The sequence below is a fragment of the Leptothermofonsia sp. ETS-13 genome (genome assembly GCF_049200465.1).
In the GTDB taxonomy this organism is placed as follows: Bacteria; Cyanobacteriota; Cyanobacteriia; order Leptolyngbyales; family Leptolyngbyaceae; genus Leptothermofonsia.
In genome coordinates, this window is record NZ_CP120836.1 from 4,044,195 (window position 1) to 4,070,528 (window position 26,334).

A 26,334-nucleotide genomic window follows, 5' to 3' on the forward strand; every position below is an offset into this window, starting at 1 on the left:
ATTCCCCCCTATTTGGATTTCAGCTTAAAATCGCGTTTCATACTCAATCACGGCCCGGTTGTCCCCCGAAAAGTCCGTTGAAGTCCGGATCAAAATTTCATCATTCAGGCGGTAGCGCAAGCCAAATTGGGCCGGAACATCTGAAGTCAGAATTTTCAAAACACTGAACGAAAGTGACCCTGTAATATCAATCCCGGCTTCCATTACCAGGTCGATGCTAGAACCGCTCCGAGAGTCCCGATTGTTATCGCTGGGAGCAATTGTTGGAGACAGACGAAAATCGCTTAAGCCCAGGGCGTTGCCAATGAAACTCTGAACATTGGTCAGAATGGCGGAACCTGCAAAGTCTGCAAGCCCGATGGCTGCACTATTTTGACCCAGAGTGGATATGAAACCACCGCCAATTAAACTCACAATTTCTGACTCAGTGCGAGCAGGGCTGCTGGTCAATACCAGGTTTTCATTTAACTCGCTGGCTGGCCCTTCAATACGTGCCTGAACTCGTATACTCTGTACACTACCGAAGCGAAGAAATGTTGGAGCATCAATAATCTCATTGGATGCTGTACTGGGTAAGCGGCCACCAACGACCTCTGGCACTACGGCGATTAAACGAATGTCGAGGTTGGGGTCAAGCCCCTGCCTGGGAACGAACTCCGCCCTTTGAGGGTAGCCTCTTGCCAGGGTGAACTGGGTAGTAAACAGGTTCACTTGACCAGAGTTGAGATTAATCGTACCGCTCGGACGGATGTCATTTAAGTTGCCGTTGAGTGTCAGTTCGCCGGATGCCACGAAATTGAGAAGGGGCGCATAGACAATGTGAACGTTTCTACCCAGCTCTAGTTTGAGATTATTAAAGTCAACATTGGACTCTGCATTGGCCCCGCCATTGACTGGAGCACTAGCCCCCTCTGCCTGACCAGCTAGTAAGACCTGCCCATTCTTGAGCTGAATCGCGCCAGCGAGCATTGGGTTCAGCGCCGTTCCCATCACGTCAATGTTGCCACCGACATCTCCCCGGTAGAGTCCTTTCAGGTTGAGTTGAATGTTCTCAAGCTTGACCGCAACAAATTTACCGGCATCAGGGTCTTCCAGGGCAAAAGGAGTTGTTAGAGGCAGGGTTCCAGTTGCAAATATTTGCCCCTGGCTGAATTGACCAGTAAGGGGTTCTGTAATAGTCAGGCGGCCCCGGTTAAAGGTAATGACGCCGTTTACGTCGGTGACGGGTTCAGGCAAGGCAAGGGCCTGAAAGGTGGCTCCTTCTAACTGGATGATACCCTGGGCATCGGGTTGTTGCAGTGTTCCCCTGACTCGAAGCGCAATGGTGCCCTTGCCATCTACCCACGCCACTTGATTATTGAACACGTTCAGAACTGCCAGCCCTTCATCTTTAACGTTGATGTCGAGACTGATCTGGTCATTGTCTGGCTTCACAGCACCCCCGTAGGGAAGCTGAATCGGAAGGCTACCCACGATGGTAATTGGTTCAGGTTCGCTGATCACTACTCGACTGCCAAAGTTAAGCCGAGCATTCGCATACTGGAAATTGCCAAGGGCTTCTTTAACCTCGGTTCCATTCAAGATGCCATTGGTGAGGCTAATTTCACCGATCGCCTGGGGATTATCCCAGGTACCTGCCAGGGTCGCGGTAGCATTTAAGTTTCCTTCAATGGGCAGGGGCAGGTTAAGCAGAGGCTGAATTGCTGCTACTGGAATATTTTCCATCCGAAACTGGCCGGAGGGTTCTTGACCGCCAATTTCCCCAGAGAAACTGATGAAGGATTGATCTGATTGGAAACGCAGTGGTAGCAGAGTCAGGATGCCATCTTCAAAACTGCCGATCGCCACCACCTGTTGAGCAGAGTAGGGGCCCCAGACCCAGTTTTGCCCCCTTAAGTTAAAGTTTGCGTTCAACCCAGTTTTGAGAGAGCCCGTGACGCTGATTTCTCCCCCAAAGGTTCCAGTTAATTCTCGCAGTTCCGGGATAGGGGCATCTTCTCGTTGCTCTCTGGCCAGTTTCAACAGCGTTTCCACCTCCGCTAGGCGACGCAACTGAGTCAGAAGGGGAGCATCATCCAGATCGATGGAAACCGTTTCCACATCGGTAGCGGAACCGTAAATGGGGGACTGTAGCCCGCGGGTTAAATCTTGCAGATCAAAGAGCTGAAGCAATTCCAATACGTCTTGCAACTGGCCTTGGGCGATTTTAATTTCCCCTTTGACACTGGGGTCAGCCCCCTGGAGGGTGGCGGTACCATCGATTTGAAAGACGGTATCCCCGCGGCGTAATACTGCGTCGGCCAGATTGGCAACCCCATTGGCAAAGCTGATCCGTCCGTCAAATTGATCTGCCCGATAACCGCCAAAAGCGGGATTGGCGATCGCAACCTGCCCCGCTGCGCTTTGTTTGGTCAGGTCCAGTGCCAGGTTACCACTCAGTTTGCCAGATAGGGGGAACAGGGCTGCGGTGCCGGGGGGGACAAGAATATCGAGCGGAAAATTTTGAGCATCAACCAGTAGCAGCCCCCCTTGGCTCCTGCCTGTTGCAACGGACTCATCACGCTTGATGTTAAAGGCAAGCAATTGATAATCAGGACCAAGGGCAACGGAAATGCGATCGCGTTCCCCCGCCACATTCAAATTCACTCCTCTGGAAACCCGCAGATTGCCCTGCATCAATGGCTCAAAGGCATATCCATTCAACACAAACTGCTTCAGGGCTAACTCGCCAGAAACTTTGGGGTCGGTGGGTGTGCCGCCAACTCGCCCAACAAAGTCTACCTGTCCAGAGAAATCCACATTGCCAGGCAGCGGCAGTGCCAGGGCTTGCAGGCTGTAATCGCGGGTGCGCACATTCAGGTCAAACCCGGTAATTTCAGGGGCACCTGGCCCTTCCAGACGGGCAAACACGGCTCCATTGGCACTGAGTCCAGGTGCTGTAGCCTCCTGCACTACGACTTTCTGTCCATCCCACTGAACCTGGGCAGTAAGAGGCTTGCCAACGATCGCAATCCCTTCCGAAAAACGAACCTGTCCCTGCCCACGGATGTCCGCAGGGCTGAAGGATGACAGGCTACCGGACAGCGCCAGGTTGCCACTGAACAACCCTCGCAAATCGGGTGAAAAGCGGTTGAGCTGAATTCCCGACCCTACAATCGAGGCTTGCCAGCGCCCGTCTGCGGCCCTCGCCTGGAGGTTGGCCGTTCCTCCTGCCACCTGAATCACCGTATTGCGCAGGGTGGTGACTCCACTCGCAATCACAATCTCTCCAGATCCAGGGTATTCGCCTTCTAAAGCCTGCCAGCGGGTCAGGATTTGCAAATCATCAGCAGGGCCGACAATCTGGGTTTGGGCATTAATGCGGCCCACGGTGATGGGAAGTGGGTTGCCTTCGTTATAGGAATGGGCGATCGCATCCCCCGGTACATTGATGGCTTGAAGATTGAGGGCCACCTGGATCGGCTCCTCCAGATTAATCTGGCCTTCCCCGATAATCTGCCCACCCACGGCTGGGGTTGCTCGCACATTAGAGATGGTCAGTAATTCACTGCCTACATCCAGCCGAAACTGACCACTGTACTGGCTCAGCTCAACCCGATCAATCCGCCCCGGTTTAGTATTGCGGGCCGTTCCTGACAGAACAGGAGTTTGCAACGGTCCCGTCAGCTTCAGGTCGGCGGCGACTTCCCCCGCAGTCGTAAAGGGTAGGGACAATTTCAGCGCATCAATCACATCTGGAAGTGTGGACGGTTTCACCTTAATGGCGAGATTAAACCCCTTTTCCAGGTGAACTGTCCCATTTACCAGAGCCGAAACTTTGTCATAGAAAGCGGCAGTATTATCCAACCGAATCTGCTGTCCTTGAAGTTGCAGTCCTCCTTTGGATTTGGTGAATGGGCGGGGAACCCCCTCTGCCTTGAGTGTCACCCCTTCAAACCGAGCTGTCCCAATCAAATTGGGTAACTCTTCATCAGGGCGAAGCTGAACGGTCAGGTTTCCATTCACCCGTCCCGACGAAAAAGCGAGACCTGGAAAATTGACCAGGCGATCAATTTCAGAGACCAGAAAATTCTGTCCCCGGATTTCAAGGTTGGTCTGGAGGGGCGATCGCAACGTCTCCCCCTTCAAGTCCAATTGGCCGCCAGTTTCCGATTTCCCACTCACTTCGTAGATAAAACGCTGGTTTTCATCCAGCAATTCAACTTTTCCATTTAGCTGAGACAGAACAACGGGCAAGCCCTTCTTTCCCGCCTTAGACCAGGGCACCAGAACAGCCTGGGCATCTTGAAATTGAATCGTTCTAAGCTCAGTTCTAATCGGCCCCGTTTGTTCCTCCTGCTCCAGTTGGGTTTCTAGCCAGGTACCATCCTTTGCTTGCTCCAGATAAATCTTCGGCTGAATAGCCGTAATATCCAGATTGAGATCCCGACTGAAGAGAAGCCGTAGCGGGTTGAATCTCACATCTACGGCTTGAATCGAAAGCGTATCTGGATCGGTTGGCGTGGGTGGGACTGAAGAGGGGCCAAACCGCAAACTAAAGGGTGTAAACCGCTCTACCTGACCCAATTTCACCGGGCGCTGCAACGACTTACTTAAATTCTTTTCAACCAGCGGCGCTAGGTCGTTATTGACAAAATGCAACCCCCACCAGACACCGCCCGCCACTCCTGCCAGTGTAACCACCCCCAATGGAATGCCAATCTGCCTCAATCGCCGCACCCAACGGCGATCGCTTGCACCAAAATTTGGCTCATTTCTTGGGTTTGGCAAATTGGTCATTTCCAGGACTCAGGACTAATTGCACGGCATGCTTGTAGTCAATATACTGCCTTCGGCTACCACGTCAATGCTTCAGGTAACAGTTACATAGAAGAATTAGGGAATTACATAGAAGAATTAGGGAATAGGGAGTGGAAGTGGGGAAAAGACAAACTCCACTACCCCATCACCCCATCACCCCTTCATCCTTACCAAGTCGGTAGAATGAGATAAATAGTTCTGAGACAGGCTCATGATTCCTACCGTTATTGAACAGTCTGGTCGGGGCGAACGTGCCTTTGACATTTATTCCCGTCTTTTGCGGGAGCGAATTGTCTTTTTGGGACAGGCGATCGATGCAGATGTAGCCAACCTTGTTGTGGCCCAACTGCTCTTTCTAGATGCTGAAGATCCCGAGAAAGACATCTACCTCTACATCAACTCTCCTGGTGGTTCTGTTACGGCAGGCATGGGCATCTATGACACCATGAAGCATGTCCGCCCCAATGTCTCCACTATCTGTTTGGGGCTGGCTGCCAGTATGGGGGCTTTTCTGCTCAGTGCGGGAACAAAAGGCAAGCGTATTAGCCTCCCCCATTCCCGGATTATGATCCACCAACCCCTGGGAGGGGCTCAAGGACAGGCAACGGATATTGAAATTCAGGCGAAGGAAATTCTTTACCACAAACAGCGATTGAACGAGCTTTTGGCAGACCATACCGGACAGCCCCTTGATCGCATTCAGGAAGACACCGAGCGTGACTTCTTCATGTCAGCCGAGGAGGCAAAAGCCTATGGCCTTGTTGATCAGGTCATCGATCGCCGCCCCTCTGCTACCCGTCCAGCCGTTGTGAAGTAGGTGGGGGAGTGGGAGTAGATGGGTAGATGGGTAGATGAGTATTGAATATTGCACATCCACCCTGCCACTCCTTCCCCCTTCTGAGTCCTGGCTCCTGGCTCCTGACTTCTCTCCTCTCCTTTAACCGCCACAATCGTCAACCTATCGACTTAGGATAGAAGTTGGTCTTTGAGCAGGAAAGAAACGGGAAATGAGCTGGATACGAAATTGGAAACGCCTGGGGCTTCTGTTGCTGTTTAGCTTTACCCTAACCTGGGTTGTTAGCTGTAGTGCCCCCTCTTCCAATACGGGGCAGCAAGTAGCATCGGGGAATTCAGAGGTTGAATTCTGGACAATGCAACTTCAGCCTCAGTTCACGGACTATTTCAATCAACTCATTGCCACGTTTGAGAAAGAAAACCCTTCAATCAAAGTCCGCTGGGTTGATGTGCCCTGGGCAGACATGGAACGCAAAATTCTGACAGCAGTTTCGGCTAAAACGGCTCCCGATGTAGTCAACCTCAACCCCAACTTCGCTTCCCAATTAGCGGAACGGAATGCCTGGTTAGAACTGGACTCCAAAACAACCCCTGAACAGCGGCAACAGTATTTACCAAACATCTGGAAAGCCAGCACTCTCAATGGTAAAAGCTTTGGTATTCCCTGGTATCTGACTACACGGGTAGCCATTTACAACACTAACCTGTTCAAACAAGCAGGAATCAACAATCCGCCAGCAACCTACGCAGAATTGGCTCAAACTGCCAGACAGTTGAAGGAGAAAACCGGGAAGTATGCCTTCTTTACGACTGTTGTGCCTGAAGACTCTGCAGAGTTGCTGGAATCTTTTGTGCAAATGGGAGTGCAGTTAACCGATGCAGAAGGAAAAGCCGCATTTAACACTCCCCAGGGAAAGGCCGCCTTCCAGTATTGGGTAGATCTGTACAAGAACGGATTGATGCCAAAAGAAGCGCTGACTGAGGGGCATCGACACGCGATCGATCTTTACCAGCGAGGAGACACGGCTATTCTGGCGTCTGGAGCCGAGTTTCTAAATACAATTGCTAAAAATGCCCCTACCATTGCTCAAGCTTCCGCAACGGCTCCTCAAATCACTGGTGAAACGGGCAAGAAAAATGTAGCAGTCATGAACCTGGTGATTCCCAGAGATACGGATGTGCCCGATGCTGCCCTCAAATTTGCACTATTTGTAACGAATGACAACAATCAGCTTGCCTTTGCCAAAGCAGCTAACGTTTTGCCTTCTACGGTTAAAGCTCTGCAAGATCCTTACTTTACAACTCAACCTGCTAACGCGACTCCAGTTGACAGGGCCAGAGTTGTGAGTGCACAGCAAATGAAAGACGCTGAGGTTTTGATTCCAGCGATGAAAGATGTTAAGCGGCTGCAAAAAGTCGTTTACGACAATTTACAAGCAGCCATGCTTGGGCAGAAAACGGTGGATCAGGCGGTGAATGACGCTGCCCAGGAATGGAACCAGCAGGTGTGAAATCCGAATCTCAGATTGCTTGGTCAACCTCTCATATTGCCTGGTATAGCTCTACGCGGGTGCGTCAGGACATTGGAATTAGAGAGGGAGTAGGGGCTTCGCCCCCAGCCAGGAGTAGAACCCCTGCACCCCGTCCTAACCATAATGACTACCGCTATAAAACCAAAATTTATGCCAGCTTTAGAAGCGACCTGGAAGCCTTCCAGGTCGCTTCTGATTTTTTCGCAGCCTCCGGTCTAAATAAGTCTTGATTTCATTCTTCTCTACATTTGAGTAATTTTTCAATGAAGTGATAAGCAGACTACCCTCTTGAAAGTGCTGCTGGTTCTATATTAGTCATATCTTGGCAAGACTCCGTTAACGCTTCTCTTTCAACACTTTGCTTTCGATATCTTTGTAAATGTCTTTGTGTAAATGTCTTTGCAATAGTCTTTTTAGAAAGGTTTTTTGGACTTTATGGTTTCATCTTCATAGCTTTCAAGTTTCCGTCAAAAATCAGGTGCATAAGGATTTATCAGGATTCGTATTTCGGGATAATGTTCGCTGCGCATTTCTGAGGACTAATGGCTGAAAGATTTTCGAGTTTTGCTCTTCTTAAGAAGAAGTCAATTATTAATATCAGGGTTCGCATCCTCAACGTACTGCTTGATAACCTGACTATGAGGGAGTTATTGGAGCAGCTCAAAAGTGGTGTTGTTTTGACTCCCAATGTAGACCACCTGATGAAGCTACAGCGGGACGCCGAGTTCTTCAGACTTTATCAACTGGCTGATTATAGAGTGTGTGATAGTCAGGTGTTGATGTATGCTGCTCGGTTCTTAGGAACCCCCCTCCGAGAGAAAATCTCAGGCTCGGATTTTTTTCCAGCCTTCTGCGAATTTCATAAACACAATCAAGATATCTCTATCTTTCTCCTGGGAGCGGCTCCTGGAGTCGCTGATACCGCCCGAACTAAAATTAATCGCCGAACTGGTCGTGAGATTGTGGTGGATTCTTACTCCCCATCCTTTGGTTTTGAAAAGAACGAACGAGAGTGTTTAGAAATTGTTGACCGAATCAATCAGTCGGGGGCAACTGTTCTAGCTGTAGGAGTTGGCGCTCCAAAGCAGGAAAAATGGATTTTTAAGTATAGGGATAGACTCACGAATATCAAGATTTTTCTGGCTGTAGGTGCCACCATCGACTTTGAAGCTGGAATTATTCGGCGAGCACCTAAATGGATGAGCAATCTGGGAATTGAGTGGTTGTTTAGAATCAGCCAGGATCCACAGCGCCTTTGGAAGCGTTACCTGGTTGAAGACCTCCCCTTCCTATGGCTGTTGCTTAAGCAGAAGCGAGGACTTTACACATCCCCTTTTGCTGTTTTGCCGGAGCCGCTACCAGACTTACCAGAAGTACCACAGCTCGGAAGTAGCCGGTTGCCAACACAGGTTTAAGACGTGTTTGCCTTCTGCTGACAATTGATAGGAGCCATTAGCAGCCTGGAAAAGATCTGCGCTAGTGTAGGGGTTGGACCATTGTCTAACCCTACTTTTAATTCATGGTGTTGCGTCATCATCGATCGCTGACTTCCCTCGTTGTGGCTTCCTGCTTGTTGCTACCTCTAAGTAGTTGTGCCAATAGTTCTCTGAGGGAGACATTAACTAAAGCCTTTGCGGCCGACCCCAAGCTGACGGAGAGCGCAGCTTCTAGTTCGACAGCAGCGACTGTTGCAACTTCCCCTTCCCCGGTGGAATCAACGGCTCAACTTCCTGAGGATTTCCCTGCTGCCGTTCGTTATCCAGGAGCACAACTGATTGCTGTTGTTTCTGGGGAAAGTGCTTCCCCCAATCCTCCACCCAGCACCTCTGAAGTGGTAACTCGGTGGATAACGTCGGATGGGGGCGATCGCGTTCTGTCTTTCTACCGTAAAGCTTTTCAAGCTGATGGCTGGCAGATTCTGAATCAGCCAGAAGCAGGTACGACTGATGGCACCATCACCGCCCGCCGAACGGATCTGAAAGTCAGCATCAATGTGCAGTCAGGGGCTTCCAGTGCAAATGAACGCCCTGCTCAAGGAAACGGCACCACACCACCTGCCACTGAACTGGTGATTCGATACAGCCGCAATCCCAGCCAGTCAGAGCTGATCACTGGTGAACCGGCTAAATCTAACAGCGGTTTGTCTAAACTGGCTCCCTTTTCAAACACGACTGGTTTAGGGGCTGCGGGTGATTCTGAGAGTACTCAGGTACAAACGGGTGTCGGTGAAGTTTCATTTACAGACCTGAACAAAACCCCAGCCGAACTGCGGCAATACGTGGAGGATGTTGCCAGATTGGGTATCTTAACACCTGCGCTTACTCATCGCTTGAAGCAAAATCAGGCAAAAGGTGGTCCTTTATTTGAACCCAACAAAACGATTACCCGGCGGGAATACGCACGCTGGTTGGTTGCAGCGAACAATCGTCTCCATAGCGATCGCCCAACCCAACAAATCCGACTGGGCCTGGCAACCTCCCAACCGGCCTTTCGCGATGTGCCCAAGAGTGATCCTGATTTTCCAGCCATTCAAGGTTTAGCCGAGGCGGGTATTATTCCCAGTTCCCTGTCAGGGGATCCGACAGCTGTAAACTTTCGCCCCAATGCCCCGCTTACTCGCGAAAGTTTGCTGCTTTGGAAAGTACCGATGGACATCCGGCAGGCACTACCTCACGCGAATATTGACACCGTTAAGCAAACCTGGGGATTTCAGGATGCCGCCAAAATTGACCCCAAAGCCTTAAGAGCCGTACTGGCCGATCACCAAAACGGAGACCTCTCCAACATCCGGCGGGTCTTTGGCTACACAATGTTATTTCAGCCTAAAAAAGCAATGACTCGAGCAGAGGCAGCCGCAACCCTCTGGTATTTTGGATTTCAGGGGGAAGGTCAATCTGCCCAGGATGCTGCAAAGCAGTAATTACTGTCAGGACAACCCAGATTTGAAGGATGAAGCTTAAAACCCACGGGTAAGAGAGTGTTGGTTGTTATAGCGCTCCTTTTTGAAATTTAAGTGGGGATGGGGGCCTCACCCCTGCATGGGAGCAAAGCCCCCATCCCCCTTGTTCATAAATTATTTGTGAACGCTGTAGTTAGGCGATGGGCAATAGGAGGAAAGATTGTCTATCGTGGCTGTCCGTAACCTGCATCACGCCCAGGAGCTAAGAACCAGGCAGCATGCCTGTTGCCTGTTGCCTGCCACCTGAGAATAGAGTTTACATTCTGTAACATCCTGTAAATCTAATTCAGGGTAATCCCCGCAATTCCCTACAATGAACAAGGAAGTTACATGAGGAACCGCTACTGAGCATGCCTAAGACAGTTAGCGACGTCATGAGCCGAGATCCGATTACGGCTTATCCAGATACTCCCTTGACTGATGTAATCCGCATTCTGGCGGAACGGCGCATTAGTGGATTACCGGTAATTGACCGGGATGGAAAGTTAGTGGGGGTTATTTCTGAAACTGACTTGATGTGGCGGGAATCAGGAGTGACTCCTCCACCTTACATTATGTTGCTAGATAGTGTTATTTACTTAGAAAACCCGGCCCGTTACGAACGGGAATTACACAAAGCACTGGGGCAGACGGTTGGAGAAGTCATGACTCACAACCCAATCACCATTGCTCCTGATAAATCGTTGCAGGAGGCTGCCCGTTTAATGCATGAAAATGGAGTCCATCGTTTGCCTGTTCTGGACGAGGCTGGTCGGGTTGTCGGAATTCTCACTCGTGGGGATATCGTTCGAACGATGGCATCTGAGCAAAGTGAAGGAATTTAATTTTTTAGGACTTTAATATCGAGGTCGAAAGGGCATGCAGCAAGAAATGGAAAAAGTTCTCTGGTTTCTCTTGTTTTCTCATCCATGTTCCTGCTCAAGTATTTTGTTGAAAACCCTTTAAGGAAAAGAGATTAAACAGCATGAGTGTGACTCCTGAATCGGTTGGAGCGTTGTTGAGTTCTCAGGACTTTGGCGATCGCCTGCGGGCAGTCAACCAGATCCGCCAACTTGACCCAAAGATTGGCTTTGATTTAATTCAATCTGCAGTGGGAGACAGTAACCCCCGTGTCCGATACGCAGCGGTAAGCCAGCTAGCTGTTTTGGGGCAGCAGGATCTTTCTCTAGCTATGAAGTTGCTGCGGGGAAGACTGAAAGACTCTGAACCCGATGTCCAGGCTGCCGCCGCAGATTCCATTGCCGCACTTAAATTAACAGAAGCATTTGAGGACTTGCAACAGCTCTACTACACCAGTTCAGAATGGTTAGTAAAGTTTAGTATCGTTGCAGCTCTGGGAGAACTGGGAGATAGCCGGGCACTTGAAATGTTGGAAGATGCGCTGAAATCTAGCAACGAATTGTTGCAAACAGTTGCGATCGGGTCTCTCGGAGAACTGGGGGATAGCCGGGCGGTTTCCCTGCTAACACCCTACGCCACGCATCCAGACTGGCAAATCCGTTACCGAACTGCTCAGGCTCTTGGTCACCTGAATGGACCTGAAGCCCTCTCTGCACTAGAGATATTAGCTCAAGACGAGATTGAACAGATTGCCCAGGAAGCCCAACAGTACTTGATTTCTGAGAGGTAATTTTGAGTTTTGAGTTTCCACCTTGACTCTTATCCTTTCACCCCGAACCCTTTAATCACTGCAAATTGAGTGTACAGACTTTGTATAACTTTAACTTCTGTTAAGAATCTATCTGGCAAATTCCTGGACAGATCCGTATAATTGAAGCACAGTAAAGAAACGTAAACTATACTCACTTTTCAGTCCTTAGCTTATTAGTTTCCTTAAGTGAGGACTGGCGAGTAAGAGTGTGGTTGCGATTTTTAAGTCCTCATAATTAACTATTTGGAGTTTTTGCCAATGACTATCGCAGTCGGACGCGCGCCTGCTGCTCGAGGATGGTTTGACGTTCTCGACGACTGGCTGAAGCGTGATCGCTTCGTCTTCATCGGCTGGTCTGGTCTGCTGCTGTTCCCCTGCGCCTACCTAGCGCTGGGCGGCTGGCTGACCGGTACCACCTTTGTTACCTCCTGGTACACCCATGGACTGGCTTCTTCCTACCTGGAGGGATGCAACTTCCTCACCGTGGCCGTCTCCACCCCAGCGGATAGCTTTGGGCACTCCCTGCTGTTTCTGTGGGGACCGGAAGCCCAAGGCGACTTCACTCGCTGGTGTCAGATTGGCGGCCTGTGGACCTTCATTGCTCTGCATGGGGCCTTCGGGTTGATTGGCTTTTGCCTCAGACAGATTGAAATTGCTCGCCTAGTGGGGGTTCGCCCCTACAACGCGATCGCCTTCACGGGGCCCATCGCGGTGTTTGTCAGCGTATTTTTGATGTACCCGTTGGGGCAATCGAGCTGGTTCTTTGCCCCCAGCTTTGGAGTGGCTGGAATCTTCCGGTTCATTCTGTTCGTGCAAGGCTTCCACAACTTCACCTTGAACCCGTTCCACATGATGGGCGTGGCAGGGATTCTGGGAGGCGCGTTGCTGTGCGCGATTCATGGAGCGACAGTGGAGAACACGTTGTTCCAGGACAGCGACCAGGCCAACACCTTCCGGGCTTTCACCCCGACCCAGTCAGAAGAGACCTACTCGATGGTAACGGCCAATCGATTCTGGTCTCAGATCTTCGGGATTGCCTTTTCCAACAAGCGGTGGCTCCACTTCTTCATGCTGTTCGTCCCGGTGACGGGGTTGTGGATGGCGAGTGTGGGGATTGTTGGGATTGCCCTGAACCTGCGGGCATACGACTTTGTTTCGCAGGAGTTGCGGGCGGCAGAGGACCCGGAATTTGAAACGTTCTACACCAAGAACATTCTGCTGAATGAGGGCATGCGGGCGTGGATGGCCCCGCAGGATCAGCCCCATGAACATTTTGTCTTCCCTGAGGAGGTTCTACCTCGCGGTAACGCTCTCTAAAACAATGTATAACTTCTAAGTACTAAGCCCTCACCTTTAAGGATGGGGGCTTTTTGAGTTTAAGGAGGAGCTAGTGGTCAGTCAAGCAGGTTTTTCCGGGTTTAGATAACCAGACAAAGTTCTTTTGGTGAATCACCAATAGTTAGAGTGAATCATTGCCTGATTTTCAGATGAATGTGTTATCTTGATTGAAGGTTCATCAAAACTTGAACTCATTAACCTCTTGAGATTAAGTCCGTTCAGGCAAAAAGGAGGTGATGCCCATGACAGATAGTAGTAAATGCATGGGTCATCAAACTGGAGTTAGTCGGCTGTGTGCCGGGGCTGTTCTCTAAAAGTCAGCTGTAGTCTACTGGCTGCATTCAGTGGAACGCTGAGCTGGCTTGGAGTTCCTTCCGGCAGTCTGTTTTCAGTTTGAAGACCCGCTACACCGCTCCTATGGGAAATGCTCTGGTTTTTGCAGAGGGTTTCTATAGGAGCGGATAGTTCTTTACGGGCATTTTCAGAGGTATAGCTCTACGCAGGTGCGTTAGGACACTGGAATTAGAGAGGGAGTGGGGGCTTCGCCCCCAGCCAGGGGTTCCAACCCTGCACCCCGTCCTAACCATAATGACTACTGTTATAAATCCGATTAAATTTGGTATAAGTTTCTACAATGAAGAAAGGTTCAGTTATTCTATTGGTGGATGGCTTGATGGATACCAGTAGTAGGTTGTTGTAGGAGTATCTACAGTCAGGGATTGCCGGGTGGTGCTAAGTCTACGATCCGGCTACTAGTTAGCTGGATGTTAGTTCTGAACGGTTGGGCGAATTTATAAAAGGTTGTTATGCACCGTTCTAAGGTTGCTATAACCGATAGCCAGGATGTTTTCCGGGAATCCATCGAACGCGCGGAGCTGATTGAGCAACTTCTAGCAATTGGGAATGCGCTTTCTAGCACTTACGATTTGGGAGAATTACTAACTCTAATTTTGACAAAAAGCCGGGAAATTACCTTCAGCGATGCCGGAAGTGTGTATTTGATTGATCGGAGCAGTGAGGTTCCTGTTCTCTGGTTTAAAGTTGCGCAGAATGATTCCTTGCCAGCGGCCTCTTTCCGGGAGTTTGCTATGCCGATGACTTATAAAAGTCTGGCGGGGTACGTAGGGCTAACAGGGGAGAGTTTGAATATCCTGGACGCCTATGACTTACCAGAGGGGGTTCCTTACCAACTCGATCGCAGCTTTGACCACAGTATTAACTATCGGACACGTTCGGTGCTGGTTCTACCGATGCAGAACCAGGAGCGGGAGACGATTGGAGTTTTGCAACTGATTAACCGCAAAATTCGACCGGATGTGGTGTTGACGGCTGAAAACGTGCTGGATATGACGCAACCTTACTCAGATTGGGAAGAGCGCGTTTTGCGATCGCTGGCCAGCCAGGCAGCTATTTCTATTGAGCGCAACCATTTGCAGGAAAGCATTGAGCATTTGTTTGAAGGGTTTGTGAGAGCTTCAGTTCAGATTATTGAAGCCCGCGACCCCTGTACTTCGGGTCATTCCGAGCGGGTTGCTGATTTGACGGTGCGCTTGAGTGAAGAAGTCAATTCAGTAACTACGGGACCTTTGCGATTGCTTCATTTTAGCGATCGCCAGATTCAAGAAATTCGCTATGCGGCACTGTTGCATGATTTTGGGAAGGTCGGTGTACCCGAAGCCATTTTGGGCAAACAAAAGAAACTTTACCCAATGCAGCTTGAGGTGGTGCGCAATCGGTTTGCATTGGCGCAGCGGACGCTGGAGATGGAGTGTGCCCAGGCAAAGTATCGGCATCTGATTGAGCACCCAGACCACCGCCCCAATCACGAGAAGGGGGAAGAATGCCCCCATTGTCATCACCTCGCAAGGCTGGATGCCCAGCTAGAGAAAGCGATCGCCCAACTCAATCGTTACTGGGAAGTTTTGCTGGAAGCGAATGAACCTCGCGTTTTGGCAGAAGAGCCACTGGCCCTGTTAAGGGAAATTGCTCATTACGTCTATCAGGATATAGATGGACAGCTAAAACCGCTGATTACCGAAGAAGAACTGACGCAATTGATCGTTCGACGGGGCAATTTGACCCTGGAAGAACGGGAAGCGATTCAGGCTCATGTGACCCATACCTATGAGTTTCTCAAGCGCATTCCCTGGACTAAGCAACTCAAGGATGTACCTGCGATCGCCTATGGGCACCATGAGAAGCTGGATGGTACGGGCTATCCGTTGGGACTGAAGGAACCGGATATTCCAATTCAGTCTCAAGTTATGGCGATCGCAGATATCTATGATGCTCTAACGGCGGGCGATCGTCCTTATAAAAAAGGGTTGCCAGTCAGTACAGCACTCAGAATTCTGCGTCAGGAAGCCGCTCAAAATAAGTTGAACCACGACCTGGTCGATCTGTTTGAGCATCGCCGGGTTTTTTCAGTACTGGGGCACCGCGATTCTGATTAAGGATCATGGATTTAATAACACCGCATTCTTTGAGCGAACTGACCTCTCCCCCCCTTCCCCTCTCCGAGTCGGAGAGAAGTGCCAAAGGCGGGGTGAGGTTTTCGGAGTTATTTAACTCTCATTCCTAAGGATTGATCACGATTGAATCGATCCATTCCCGATAGGAAGGGGCACGTTTTTCCAGTAATCGCGGTTAACTGGGTTTGTAAGCGGTTGGCAATGGGTTGTCTCCTTCGGTCACTTTATAGCTGTCGCCAGGTTGCTTAGGACATTGGTTTTAAGGGGGGTGTGGGGTTCCCCAGCCAGGGGTGGAACCCCTGCACCCCGCCCTAAGCCTGAGGGCTATCGCTATAAGAGTCGGGAGGTACAAATTCTGCAAATTTGACCCGTACAGTCTGTCTATTCACACATTTGCAGGATCTGGGCGAAGGATGCGGTGCATATCCAGGCTGGGTGGTACAACGGAAGTCTGGCTGAGCAGGTCGTGTATTTGCCCACGGTGATGGGTCTGGTGATTAAAGAAGTGGGCAATCAGTAAGGGGGTGGGGTCTGTGTGAATGTTTCCCCTGGTTATTGCGGTAGCGAATGGATTGGTTCAGGAAATCGTCTGTAAGAGAGGCTGTAAATGCTTCAATGCGCTCGTCTTGAACAACTCTGGCTTGCCACAATTGGTCAAAGTCTTCGTAAAGGATGGCATCCAGCCCGGTCGAAGGAACTTCTTTGCCCTCAAAGCGGTTGAGCCAGATGCGATCGCCCACCATGACATGATTCAACGTGCCATGAATGCTCTTAAAAAATGCAGGTCGGATGCGTTTACGTTCTAAATCATCAAGCTCTGCACAGACTGCATAAAGCTTGCGGTTTGCCAGCGTGTTGTATTGCGCCAGCATTTGAAAATGAGAGATGAGGGAATGGGCCATGGGCGAAGGGAGTGGATGGGTGGATGAGTGGATAGTACCTGACAACTGCTACAACAGAGCTTATACTTTCAGAAGCGATGGCGAACATGCGATCGCCCAACTTTGCTTTCAACGGAACCTATGCCTAAGTTCATCATGTGGGGGACCTACTGCGAGAATGTGCTGGAGAAGCGAACTCCCTATCGTCAGGCGCATTTAGATGGTCTGGCCAAGCAGAAAGAAGACGGGGTTTTAATTACGATTGGACCGACAAAAGACCTGACCAAATGTTTTGGCATCTACGAAGCTGCCGATGAAGCTACTGTTCGGCAACTGATTGAATTGGACCCCTACTGGCAAAATGGTATCTGGACAGATTACGAGGTTAAAGAGTGGATCCAGGCGGTATGAAGGGTCTTGCTCGTCCGTTGGCATTCTTGCGCTGCCTGCTCCTCTGGCGTCAGGTAGTGATCGCTCTTTTCATCAAACCAACTCAACGCCTCTCGCTGCATCGGGTCAGAGGACAATACCCAACGTCCAATCCCCATAGCTTTAATGGTTACCAAAGATGTCGCCCGTTTTCGCTGGATTATTTGGAGTTTGGTTTTGACGAGCGAGCGCAACTGCTAGTGCGGGGTAAACAATCCTGACAGAATTTGACCGCTGCTCTTGAGTCACTGGTTTGTTGTGGATAAGAGATGGGAGGGCGGTCAATTAGCACCAGGGTTACTCCTAGCTCTGCTGCAATTTGCCGCTTCACATCTTCTCCTCCGGACGCTCCCGAAGCTTTTGTCACCACCATTGAAATTTGCCACTGTTGCCAGAGAGCCCGTTCCATCTCAGCCGAAACAGGTGGACGGAAAGCTATCAGGCGATCGCTGGTAAACCCCGCTGCCAATGCTGCTTCCAGAGCAGTGGTTGAGGGCAATAGGCGAGCAAATAGGGTTGCCTGCTCCTGCCAGGGTTGGAAGCGATGGAGGGAGCGATGACCAATCGTCAGGAGAATTCGTTGTCTGGTGAGAATGCTACTGGCGAATAAAGCATCCAGGTTCTCAAAAGAAACCTCTCTCGCACCCAGCAGCGGTTTACCCTGGCGTAATTTTGCCGAATTGATTTCTGGTCTTTCATATCGAAGATAGGGAATTTGGAATTCGTTGGTAGCAGCGATCGCCAATTCTGAAATCTCTACAGCAAAGGGATGGGACGCATCCAAAACGGCAACAATTTGCTGTTTTTGTAAGAAATCGGGCAATGACCGTGAATCTAACCGACCAATCCAGATTTGCAGGTAAGCGGTGCTGGGGTAGAGCGATCGCGCCGCATCAGTGGTAACCGTCACAATACAGGGAATTTGTGCCTGAACCAGAGCCCGTGCCAGCTCACTACTCTCACGAGTACCCCCAATCAACCAGATCTGTCCTGTTTCCTGGCACCTCACACGGCGCAAACTCCTTCAACGAAAAGACGACAGGTTGGCAGGCAACAGGGGGTGGGAAAGGGCCTGGGGGTTTAAACCTTTTTCTCACCTTCCTATTAACAACCAAAAACTATAGCTGTCGCCAGGTTGCTTAGGACATTGGGTTTAAGGGAGGGGTGGGGGCTGCCCAGCCAGGGGTGGAACTCCTGCACCCCGTTCCTAAGCTTAGTGACTATAGCTATAACAACTCTATTGCCTGTCACCTCTATTTAAACCTTACTTTATAAAGCTGAAACAACTCTCCGGCAAGGGTTTTTACAACCTTTCCTCCTTCAGCCTGAATCGCTTTCTCCCAATCAGCAGCGGATTCTAGAAAAACTTCTGCCCCTGAGTAAGTTTCCAGAATGGCCCAGTTTTCTGCCAGCGGTTGCGTGGCATTCAAGGCGTCGAAAACAAAGAAACCTCCTGGTTTCAAAATCTTTTTGACGGCGCTCAAAACCTCTGTCCAATAGTCGATTGGGTAGTAGCAACTCACGCCAGTGGCGATCGCTAAATCAAACATTCCTGATTCATACTCCAACTGATGTGCTGGAGCCAGTTTTACTCCTTTAAACAGCTTGGAGTTGAGCTGGGGACCACGCGCGTTCAAAATATCTCGTGCAACCGTGCTGACTTCCTGCCCATAGAAAAGAGCATCCCAGTCTCGCCAGGCATAAATAAGAAAACTGACCCCACAACCAATGTCCAGACAGCGCTGGTTTTTCTGCGGTTGAGCCAGTTGCCAGAAGGGAGATGTCAGTTTTGCTTGAAGGATTCCGGCTGCTCGTTCCTGAGCTACAGGCATTTCCTTCACCTCCTCTGGCAGGTCAAACGATTCACCCCGGTATTCCCGGTTAAAGCGGACGGCTACCGCAGCAATCTGTTCGTCCCAGTTGTGGGACTGCTTCAATTCACCAAAGTAGCTACCACTCGAAAATGCTTGCTGGGATTCGGAGTTCTGCTTTTTGGACATCACTGACAACTAAACGTGAGAGGAGAGCGTATCACCTAAGATTTCAAATCTTAACAACTCTCCCCCCAACCTGCGCTTTTCAGAACGTTACATGTAACGTCCTGACAAACAAAAATATCGTCGCTAGGGCCTCACCAGAGGCTTCAACCCTTCAGGGCCCGGTTGAAATTATGGCGGTAAGACTTGTTAAAGATCAGGACGGGCCACAGGAGCGCCAGGTAAACTCGCCCCTCACTAAAATTGGTCCGTCTGAAGCCAGTCCAGAACTTCCAGATTCCGCCTATATAAATTCCAGCAAGCACAATGCCAATTAATGTACCCATTAATTCATTCCTCGATTGAATGATTGAACTTGAGACAGGCAACAATAAACTTGCGCTTCAAGAATAAACTTGAGTTTTAGATAACTCTACATTTTCAACATGGAAACCCCATAGCTAGAGTTGGATATCAAGTTCATCGTCTTATCTTTGATCATGCCAGCTGAGTGGCTGATTGGAAAATAGCTAATAGTCAACAGCGCTAGTAGCCTATTTTCATTCATGGCGCTAGACGCAGTTTATTGGCGTTAGTACAGCAAAACGAAAGTTTGCTTTGTTTGGGGGTTGGGCAAGGGTTACACCCTTGTTTGGGGCGAAACTCCCAAAAACCTATGTTGCAAAATTTAGTGTTCATAACACTAGTTATAAAGTTGAAACTACACTTTCAGGTAAAACTACACTTTCAGGTCCTGCTATCCCAAATAGCGTTAAGGTGGAGACAGATGCTTTTAATGTCTTTCAAATACTCCTCAAATTCCTGTAGTTCTATCCTACCCATTAGAAACGACTATCTAGCAAATGAGGGCAACTGTTGCAACAGGCGATTGATTAAAAAGTGTTACGAAAGTCGGCTGGTGAAGCCGATTAGTTTGGTTGAAACCCTGACACATGAGGATTTCGAGCAGATGACGGGATTTGCTTGAGCATGTAACGATTATGGGCGATCGCGATCTTCGAGTAGATACCCGAATTGCTATTACCGTAGGAAACTAGAGATCTGGAATTGGCGATAGATTTAGGACTGGTTTCGATAGATGGGAACCGATTAGAGTGCAAACAGTGCGGAGGATTTATGCGGGCAGTTCTAATGGCAGGCGGCTCAGGTACACGGCTTAGACCGCTCACGTGTGATCTACCAAAACCCATGGTTCCAGTCCTCAACCATCCTATTGCAGAACATATCCTCAATCTGTTAAGGCGTCATCACATCACTGAAATCATTGCTACACTGCATTACCTTCCTGACGTAATGCGCGACTACTTTCAGGATGGCAGCGATTTTGGCGTACAGATGACCTATGCCGTTGAAGAAGACCAACCCCTGGGGACGGCTGGTTGCGTCAAAAATATCGTAGAGCTGTTGGATGGTACCTTCCTGGTCATCAGTGGTGATAGTATTACCGACTTTGACCTCAGTGCCGCTATTCGATTCCATCGGCAGAAAAAGTCGAAGGCAACTCTGGTGCTTACGCGGGTGCCCAACCCGATTGAATTTGGGGTAGTCATTACCGATGGAAATTATCGCATCTGCCGCTTTTTAGAAAAACCTTCTACCAGTGAAATCTTTTCAGATACGGTAAACACCGGCATCTACGTCCTGGAGCCAGAAGTGTTGGACTATCTGCCCGCTAACCAGGAAACGGATTTTTCTAGAGATCTTTTTCCCCTGCTGCTGGAAAAGGGAGAGCCAATGTATGGTTATGTTGCTGAAGGCTATTGGTGCGATGTGGGGCATCTGGATGCCTACCGGGATGCCCACTACGATGGGTTGCAGCGCAAGGTCAAGCTGGAATTTAGCGGTGAGGAGCGATCCCCTGGTCTCTGGATAGGGCAGAACACTTACATTGATCAATCGGCAAAAATTGAACCTCCCGTTCTGATTGGTAGCAATTGCCGGATCGGTCCTAGGGTCCAGATCGGTGCCGGAACGGTGATTGGAAACAACGTCACCATTGGAGCCGATGCTGACCTGAAGCGCCCCATTATCTGGAACGGAGCTATTCTTGGAGAAGAAGTTCATTTGCGAGCCTGTGTGATTGCACGAGGCACACGGGTTGATCGCCGCGCCCATGTGCTGGAAGGGGCAGTCGTCGGCCCTCTTTCAACGATTGGAGAAGAGGCCCAGGTCAGCCCTGGAGTACGGATCTGGCCCAGTAAACGGGTAGAACCCGGAGCAACCCTCAATATTAATTTGATTTGGGGTCATGCAGCCCAGCGCAATTTGTTTGGACAACGGGGTGTTTCTGGCCTGGCTAATATTGATATTACGCCCGAGTTTGCAGTCAAACTGGGAGCTGCCTATGGTTCTACACTGAAGCCGGGTTCCTATGTAGCGGTGTCTCGCGATCAGCGCAGTATTTCGCGGATGGTGTCGCGATCGCTTATTGCTGGGTTAATGTCCGTGGGCGTCAACGTCCAGAACCTGGAAGCAACCGCCATTCCTCTGGCCCGCTCTATTGTGCCGACCCTTTCAATTGCCGGTGGTATTCATGTGCGAGTCCATCCTGATCGCCCAGATCACATTCTGATTGAGTTCTTTGACCATAAAGGGATTAACATCTCCAAAGCCCGTGAGAAAAAGATTGAAGGTGCTTACTTCAAAGAAGACTTTCGCCGTGCTCAAATTTACGAAATTGGTAATGTGGTTTATGCCAATCAGGTGGTTGATATTTACGGCACCTGCTTTGAAAAACACCTGAACATTGAAGCCATTCGCCATAGCAGTTCAAGGGTGGTGATTGATTATGCTTATGCTGTATCCGGTGCCGTCTTACCCCAACTGTTAGCTAAGTTTGGCTGTGATGCGGTGGTACTCAATGCCAGTCTGACCCAAACCGCTCCTACCGCTGCTGATCGTGAAAGTTTGCTGACTCAATTGGGGCACGTCGTAGAAGCATTGAAAGCGACATTTGGCGTTCAGGTATCTGCCAACGGAGAGCAACTCATTCTGGTGGATGAAGCGGGCAATCCCATTCGAGGCGAAATCTTAACTGCGCTGATGGTCGAAGTCATTTTATCCCACCATCCCAGAAGCACGGTTGTGGTACCAGTTCATGCTTCTAGTGCAGTGGAACAAATTGCTCACCGCCATGACAGCAGGGTCATCCGCACCAAAGCGAACCCCACCGCCCTGATGGAAGCCTGCCACACCAATCCCAATGTGGTGCTAGGCGGAAGTGGAGATATGGGTTTCATCTTTCCCCAACTGCATCCAGGCTTTGACGCCATGTTTTGCATTGCCAAATTGATTGAGATGCTTACTATTCAAGAACGCTCCCTCAGTCAGATCCGTGCAGAGTTGCCTCGCGTCACCCATAAGAGCTGTAGCGTTCGTTGCCCCTGGACGGCTAAAGGAGCGCTGATGCGTCACTTAGTGGAAACTCACCCGGTCGATCGCCTGGAACTGGTCGATGGCGTCAAGATCTTTAATTACCATCATGACAACTGGGTGTTGATTCTGCCCGATGCTGGAGAACCCCTTGTCCACATCTATGCCAATAGTAGCGATCGCAGCTGGGTTGACGAAACCTTGCGCGACTATCGTCTGCGGATTCAGGAATTTGTTGATGAAAATGAACAGCGAGAAGAAGCAAGGAGTGAGAGTGAGTATTAGACAGTAGGGGAGAGTGATAAGTGATGGGCAGCAGTAGAGTAAGGGGATGGATGAGATAGGAGGGGAGAGGGCTCAACCCCCCACTCATCCCCTTCTTTCGTCTTCCTGCCTCTGGTTCCTGGCTCCATCCCCCTCCCTGCTATAGCAGTCCTAAATCAGTCGTGAGATTGAGAGGCTTTGTGAGAAAGGATTCTTGTGGAATCCTTTCTCACAATCTAAATAGGATTGCTATATCGACAATTCTTGTTAGAATCACAAACATCTCCGATAATAGATAGTAAATTTGTTCTAGTTTCTATCCCTATTTCCCATTTCTTATGAACAGTTGCATATTAATGGCCGAAATCATTCGGGCTCCAGAGTTGCGTTACACGTCGGAAAGCCAAATGCCGATCGCGGAAATGCTGGTTCAGTTTCCCGGTTTGCGGCCTGAGGACCCACCAGCAACGTTGAAAGTAGTAGGCTGGGGCAATCTGGCTCAGGAAATTCAGGATAAGTACCGCCAGGGCGATCGCGTCGTTATTGAAGGTCGCCTCAGCATGAACACCATTGATCGTCCCGAAGGTTTCAAAGAAAAACGAGCCGAACTGACTGCTCAACGGATTCATATTGTTGGGGCTGATACCCCACTGGAAGTAGCTCCCATCGTCAACACCGCTTCCAATGGGGCGACTCAGCCACTCTCTTCTAACCCTAGTCCACCCGCACCTGTTGCCAGGTCCAGCGCAGGCAGGTTTCAGGCCAAACCCGAACCAGCTGCCGAACCTGACTTTGATGACATCCCATTCTAAAAATGGGTGTCCCGACTGTGCAATTCATAATCAACAAGCAGCAGTGGCAAACAGGGTTTCCTCGATCCGCTCCAGCGCCTTGTCAAAGTTGTCATTAACGATCTGGATGTCAAACTCGGCAGCGGCATCAATTTCTTCCTGAGCTCGGTTAAGGCGACGGACGATCGCCTCTTCGCTATCCTTGCCACGCTTACGAATGCGATCTTCCAGTTCTGGCAGTGAAGGTGGCAGAATAAAAATCCGCAGGGCTTCAGGAAACGTCTGGCGAATCTGCCGCGCCCCCTCAAGTTCAATTTCCAAAATCACCCATTTTCCCTGGCGAATGTGTTCAAGTACAGGGGTACGGGGAGTACCGTAATAGTTGCCTGCAAACTCAGCCCACTCTAGCAATTCACCATTCGCGACCATTCTCTCAAATTCCAATCGGGTCACAAAGTAATAATCTTTACCTGGAATCTCACCCGGACGGGGAGGGCGAGTGGTGACTGAAATTGACAGATACAAATCGGGATGACGCTTTAGGAGCGATCGCAGCAGAGTTCCCTTACCGACTCCACTGGGTCCCGTTAAGACGATGAGTTTGCCCTTTCCCATGGCGCGCTTCCCACTCCGTAAAATTGTAATTAATTTAACAATCTCTTAACGTCTCGTCTATAGGAACCGCGGTTTCGCTTTGAGTTTTGAGGTTTCAGTGAACTCAGAAAATTCAAAACTCAAAACTCTAATTCTCCCCACCCACCCCGTCCTTACTGGCAATAAACCGATTGGCGACGGTTTCGGGTTGAATGGCAGACAGAATAACATGCCCTGAGTCTGTAATGATAACTGCCCGGGTGCGTCGACCATAGGTGGCGTCAATGAGCTGCCTGCTATCTTTGGCATCGGTAATGATACGCTTGATGGGAGCAGACTCTGGGCTAACAATGGCAATCACCCGGTTAGCGGACACGATATTACCAAAACCGATGTTGATCAGCTTAATGTCCATAAGGGCTGATTGCGAGTTTAGGTGTAAAGCTTATAAAAGCTTAGTATTCGATCGTATCTGGAAAAATTCTGAGTAACAAGGCGAACTTTAACGAAAAGCCCTGAGTTTGGTTTTTAACCCCCCCTCTTATTCTCTTTGCGATCGCTTTGCAACCTGTTGACTTTACCACCCTTACCGCGCTCTGTTCAGAACTGCGGGCAGCCTGGTTGCCTGCCCGGGTAGAACAGGCGTTTCAGCGCGATCGCCACACCCTTTACCTGGCATTGAGAACTCTGGATGCACGGGGCTGGCTAGAGATTTCCTGGCATCCCCAGGCTGCGCACCTCTGCATCAGCGCACCACCTCCCCGCACTCCTGATACCTTTACCTTCAGCCAGCAACTGCGGCACCAAATTGGCGGGCTGGCACTGGTCGCCATCGAGGCGATCGCCCCCTGGGAACGCGCCATTGACCTGCGATTTGCCCGTCGCCCCGGAGAGCCTGCCCTCTGGCATTTTTATATCGAAATCATGGGCAAATACAGTAATGCCATTCTGGCCAACCAGGAAAACCAGATTGTGACCGCTGCCCATCAGGTCAGCGCCCAACAATCCAGCGTCCGCCCGATTCAAACCGGCCAACCTTACGAAATTCCACCCGCTCTGACTAACCCCATTCCCACGTTGAATGAGCCGCTAGAACGCTGGCGGGAGCGAATCAGTTTAGTACCTGGACCGTTAAAAAAGAATTTGCTGAAAGGATACCGGGGATTAAGCTCAGCCCTAATTGACTCCATGATTCAGATCGCTGGGTTAGACCCACACCAAAGCACGGAAAGTGTGAGCGAATCTGAGTGGCAAAGCCTGTTTCAACGCTGGCAAGAGTGGCTTCATACCCTGGAGAAAGGTACCTTCCAGCCAGGTTGGACAGCCCAGGGTTACACCGTCCTGGGTTGGGGTATGACCCGATCGGCGAGTAGTGTGCAAGAAGTTGTGCATGACTACTACACCACTTACCTCGATCGCCAGGAATTTTCCCAACTCCGACACCAGATCAGCCAAAAGCTTAGTCATGCTTTGGAAAAACTACGGATTAAGGCAGAAGGATTTCGCGATCGCCTCCAGCAGTCCGACCAGGCAGACACCTACCGGGAGCAGGCAGACTTGTTAATGGCCCATCTGCATCAGTGGAAGCCGGGCATGAAAACCATCGACCTCCCGAACTTTACAACAGGCGACCCCATCACCATTTCCCTGGATCCGGAAAAGAATGCGGTTCAGAATGCCCAGTCGCGCTACAAGCGGCATCAGAAATTGAAGCGGGCGCGGAGTGCGATCGAACCCCTGCTGGCAGAAGTGGAAGCCGAAATTCGCTACCTGGAACAGGTGGAAGCTTCATTGACTGAATTGGCTAATTACCAGACAACCGCAGATTTAGAAACCCTGCAAGAAATTCGTGACGAACTGATTCAGCAGGGCTATTTGCAAGACCCTGAATACCGTAACCGCAACACCCCAAAAGATAACTCTTCCACCGAGCCTTACCGCTACCAAACCCCCAATGGATTAGAGGTTTTGGTTGGACGGAATAATCGCCAGAACGATCAGCTCACCTTTCGTACCGCTGGAGACTACGATCTCTGGTTCCATACGCAAGAAATTCCCGGTAGTCACGTTCTATTAAGGCTCAAACCAGGAGAAACCCCAGACCCCAGCGATCTCCAATTTGCGGCTGACCTTGCCGCCTATCACAGCCGTGCCCGCCAGAGTGAACAAGTGCCCGTCATCTACACTGAACCCAAAAATGTTTACAAACCAAAGGGTGCGAAACCCGGAATGACCGTTTACAAGCATGAACAAGTTATTTGGGGACAGCCCCAGCGTGTCCAACGGCAGTCAGCGCAAGAACCGAGTTGAAATGCTTCTTAAACCCCTGCCCCTGAAGCTGAAGGAACTACAAGGCCATCAGTTGCATCAAAGAAATAAGTAGCTAGGCGCAATTAAATTAAGGATAATTTCGGGGGTGGAGGGGGTGAAACCCTCTGCCTGGGAGCGCAGCCCCCACTC

General features: G+C 50.1%; 22 protein-coding genes. 13 read left to right on the plus strand and 9 right to left on the minus strand.

Going from position 1 to position 26,334, the window contains the following annotated elements; genetic code table 11:
- Positions 1-24: 24 nt before the first annotated feature.
- The gene (locus tag P4D80_RS18445; RefSeq protein ID WP_421655469.1) at positions 25-4,779 is read right to left on the minus strand and encodes a translocation/assembly module TamB domain-containing protein; all 4,755 of its coding nucleotides are present in this window, start codon (positions 4,777-4,779) and stop codon (positions 25-27) included.
- A 232-nt stretch (positions 4,780-5,011) separates the two neighbouring features.
- Between P4D80_RS18445 and clpP the strand changes: the two genes are divergently transcribed.
- From clpP to P4D80_RS18490, 9 genes are all read left to right on the plus strand, one after another.
- Complete coding sequence (clpP, locus tag P4D80_RS18450) at positions 5,012-5,617, plus strand: ATP-dependent Clp endopeptidase proteolytic subunit ClpP (protein WP_421655470.1); 606 nt, start codon at positions 5,012-5,014, stop codon at positions 5,615-5,617.
- Positions 5,618-5,807: 190 nt separating this feature from the next.
- A complete protein-coding gene (locus P4D80_RS18455) occupies positions 5,808-7,106 on the plus strand; it encodes an ABC transporter substrate-binding protein (protein ID WP_421655471.1) in 1,299 nt (432 codons plus the stop codon).
- On the plus strand, positions 7,103-7,357 hold the full coding sequence (locus P4D80_RS18460; protein ID WP_421655472.1) for a hypothetical protein: 255 nt from the start codon (positions 7,103-7,105) through the stop codon (positions 7,355-7,357). Before P4D80_RS18455 ends, P4D80_RS18460 begins: the two co-directional genes overlap by 4 nt.
- Before the next feature lie 312 nt (positions 7,358-7,669).
- Positions 7,670-8,542, plus strand: a complete 873-nt coding sequence (locus P4D80_RS18465) for a WecB/TagA/CpsF family glycosyltransferase (RefSeq protein ID WP_421655473.1) — start codon at positions 7,670-7,672, stop codon at positions 8,540-8,542.
- Between the two features lie 104 nt (positions 8,543-8,646).
- Complete coding sequence (locus P4D80_RS18470) at positions 8,647-10,047, plus strand: S-layer homology domain-containing protein (protein WP_421655474.1); 1,401 nt, start codon at positions 8,647-8,649, stop codon at positions 10,045-10,047.
- A gap of 389 nt (positions 10,048-10,436) precedes the next feature.
- Entirely contained in the window at positions 10,437-10,910 is a 474-nt protein-coding gene (locus P4D80_RS18475) for a CBS domain-containing protein (protein ID WP_421655475.1), read from the plus strand.
- A gap of 140 nt (positions 10,911-11,050) precedes the next feature.
- The gene (gene nblB, locus P4D80_RS18480) at positions 11,051-11,716 is read left to right on the plus strand and encodes a phycobilisome degradation protein NblB (protein WP_421655476.1); all 666 of its coding nucleotides are present in this window, start codon (positions 11,051-11,053) and stop codon (positions 11,714-11,716) included.
- A 279-nt stretch (positions 11,717-11,995) separates the two neighbouring features.
- Positions 11,996-13,054, plus strand: a complete 1,059-nt coding sequence (gene psbD, locus P4D80_RS18485; RefSeq protein WP_421655477.1) for a photosystem II D2 protein (photosystem q(a) protein) — start codon at positions 11,996-11,998, stop codon at positions 13,052-13,054.
- A gap of 827 nt (positions 13,055-13,881) precedes the next feature.
- Positions 13,882-15,528: an HD-GYP domain-containing protein gene (locus P4D80_RS18490; protein ID WP_421655478.1), complete on the plus strand. Its 1,647-nt coding sequence runs from the start codon at positions 13,882-13,884 to the stop codon at positions 15,526-15,528.
- 403 nt (positions 15,529-15,931) lie between these two features.
- Here P4D80_RS18490 and P4D80_RS18495 read toward each other — a convergent pair whose 3' ends face one another.
- Together P4D80_RS18495 and P4D80_RS18500 are read right to left on the minus strand one after the other, a co-directional pair.
- Positions 15,932-16,102: a DinB family protein gene (locus P4D80_RS18495; protein ID WP_421659565.1), complete on the minus strand. Its 171-nt coding sequence runs from the start codon at positions 16,100-16,102 to the stop codon at positions 15,932-15,934.
- Positions 16,044-16,448, minus strand: coding sequence for a DinB family protein (locus tag P4D80_RS18500; protein WP_421655479.1), 405 nt, complete (start codon positions 16,446-16,448; stop codon positions 16,044-16,046). Before P4D80_RS18500 ends, P4D80_RS18495 begins: the two co-directional genes overlap by 59 nt.
- A gap of 120 nt (positions 16,449-16,568) precedes the next feature.
- Here P4D80_RS18500 and P4D80_RS18505 point away from each other — a divergent pair, with 120 nt between their 5' ends.
- Positions 16,569-16,838 (plus strand): YciI family protein, encoded by a 270-nt coding sequence (locus P4D80_RS18505; RefSeq protein WP_421655480.1) that lies wholly within the window; start codon positions 16,569-16,571, stop codon positions 16,836-16,838.
- Here the strand turns inward: P4D80_RS18505 and P4D80_RS18510 are convergent.
- The 4 genes from P4D80_RS18510 to P4D80_RS18525 form a co-directional block, all read right to left on the minus strand.
- On the minus strand, positions 16,805-16,993 hold the full coding sequence (locus P4D80_RS18510; RefSeq protein WP_421655481.1) for a hypothetical protein: 189 nt from the start codon (positions 16,991-16,993) through the stop codon (positions 16,805-16,807). The two genes, P4D80_RS18505 and P4D80_RS18510, sit on opposite strands and share 34 nt — an antisense overlap.
- Positions 16,994-17,016: 23 nt before the next feature.
- On the minus strand, positions 17,017-17,865 hold the full coding sequence (locus P4D80_RS18515; protein ID WP_421655482.1) for a cobalt-precorrin-6A reductase: 849 nt from the start codon (positions 17,863-17,865) through the stop codon (positions 17,017-17,019).
- A 244-nt stretch (positions 17,866-18,109) separates the two neighbouring features.
- Positions 18,110-18,856, minus strand: a complete 747-nt coding sequence (locus P4D80_RS18520; RefSeq protein ID WP_421655483.1) for a class I SAM-dependent methyltransferase — start codon at positions 18,854-18,856, stop codon at positions 18,110-18,112.
- A 143-nt stretch (positions 18,857-18,999) separates the two neighbouring features.
- A complete protein-coding gene (locus P4D80_RS18525; RefSeq protein ID WP_421655484.1) occupies positions 19,000-19,179 on the minus strand; it encodes a hypothetical protein in 180 nt (59 codons plus the stop codon).
- Positions 19,180-19,984: 805 nt separating this feature from the next.
- Here P4D80_RS18525 and P4D80_RS18530 point away from each other — a divergent pair.
- Positions 19,985-22,510, plus strand: a complete 2,526-nt coding sequence (locus P4D80_RS18530; protein ID WP_421659566.1) for a sugar phosphate nucleotidyltransferase — start codon at positions 19,985-19,987, stop codon at positions 22,508-22,510.
- Positions 22,511-22,827: 317 nt separating this feature from the next.
- Entirely contained in the window at positions 22,828-23,301 is a 474-nt protein-coding gene (locus P4D80_RS18535; protein WP_421655485.1) for a single-stranded DNA-binding protein, read from the plus strand.
- Positions 23,302-23,331: 30 nt separating this feature from the next.
- On the opposite strand, the gene gmk is transcribed toward P4D80_RS18535, so the two are convergent.
- Complete coding sequence (gene gmk, locus P4D80_RS18540; RefSeq protein WP_421655486.1) at positions 23,332-23,895, minus strand: guanylate kinase; 564 nt, start codon at positions 23,893-23,895, stop codon at positions 23,332-23,334.
- Positions 23,896-24,022: 127 nt separating this feature from the next.
- The gene (gene remA / locus P4D80_RS18545; protein WP_421655487.1) at positions 24,023-24,289 is read right to left on the minus strand and encodes an extracellular matrix/biofilm regulator RemA; all 267 of its coding nucleotides are present in this window, start codon (positions 24,287-24,289) and stop codon (positions 24,023-24,025) included.
- Between the two features lie 146 nt (positions 24,290-24,435).
- Here remA and P4D80_RS18550 point away from each other — a divergent pair, with 146 nt between their 5' ends.
- Positions 24,436-26,184 carry an Rqc2 family fibronectin-binding protein gene (locus P4D80_RS18550; RefSeq protein ID WP_421655488.1) on the plus strand — a complete coding sequence of 583 codons (1,749 nt, stop codon included), beginning with the start codon at positions 24,436-24,438 and terminating at the stop codon, positions 26,182-26,184.
- Positions 26,185-26,334: the final 150 nt, after the last annotated feature.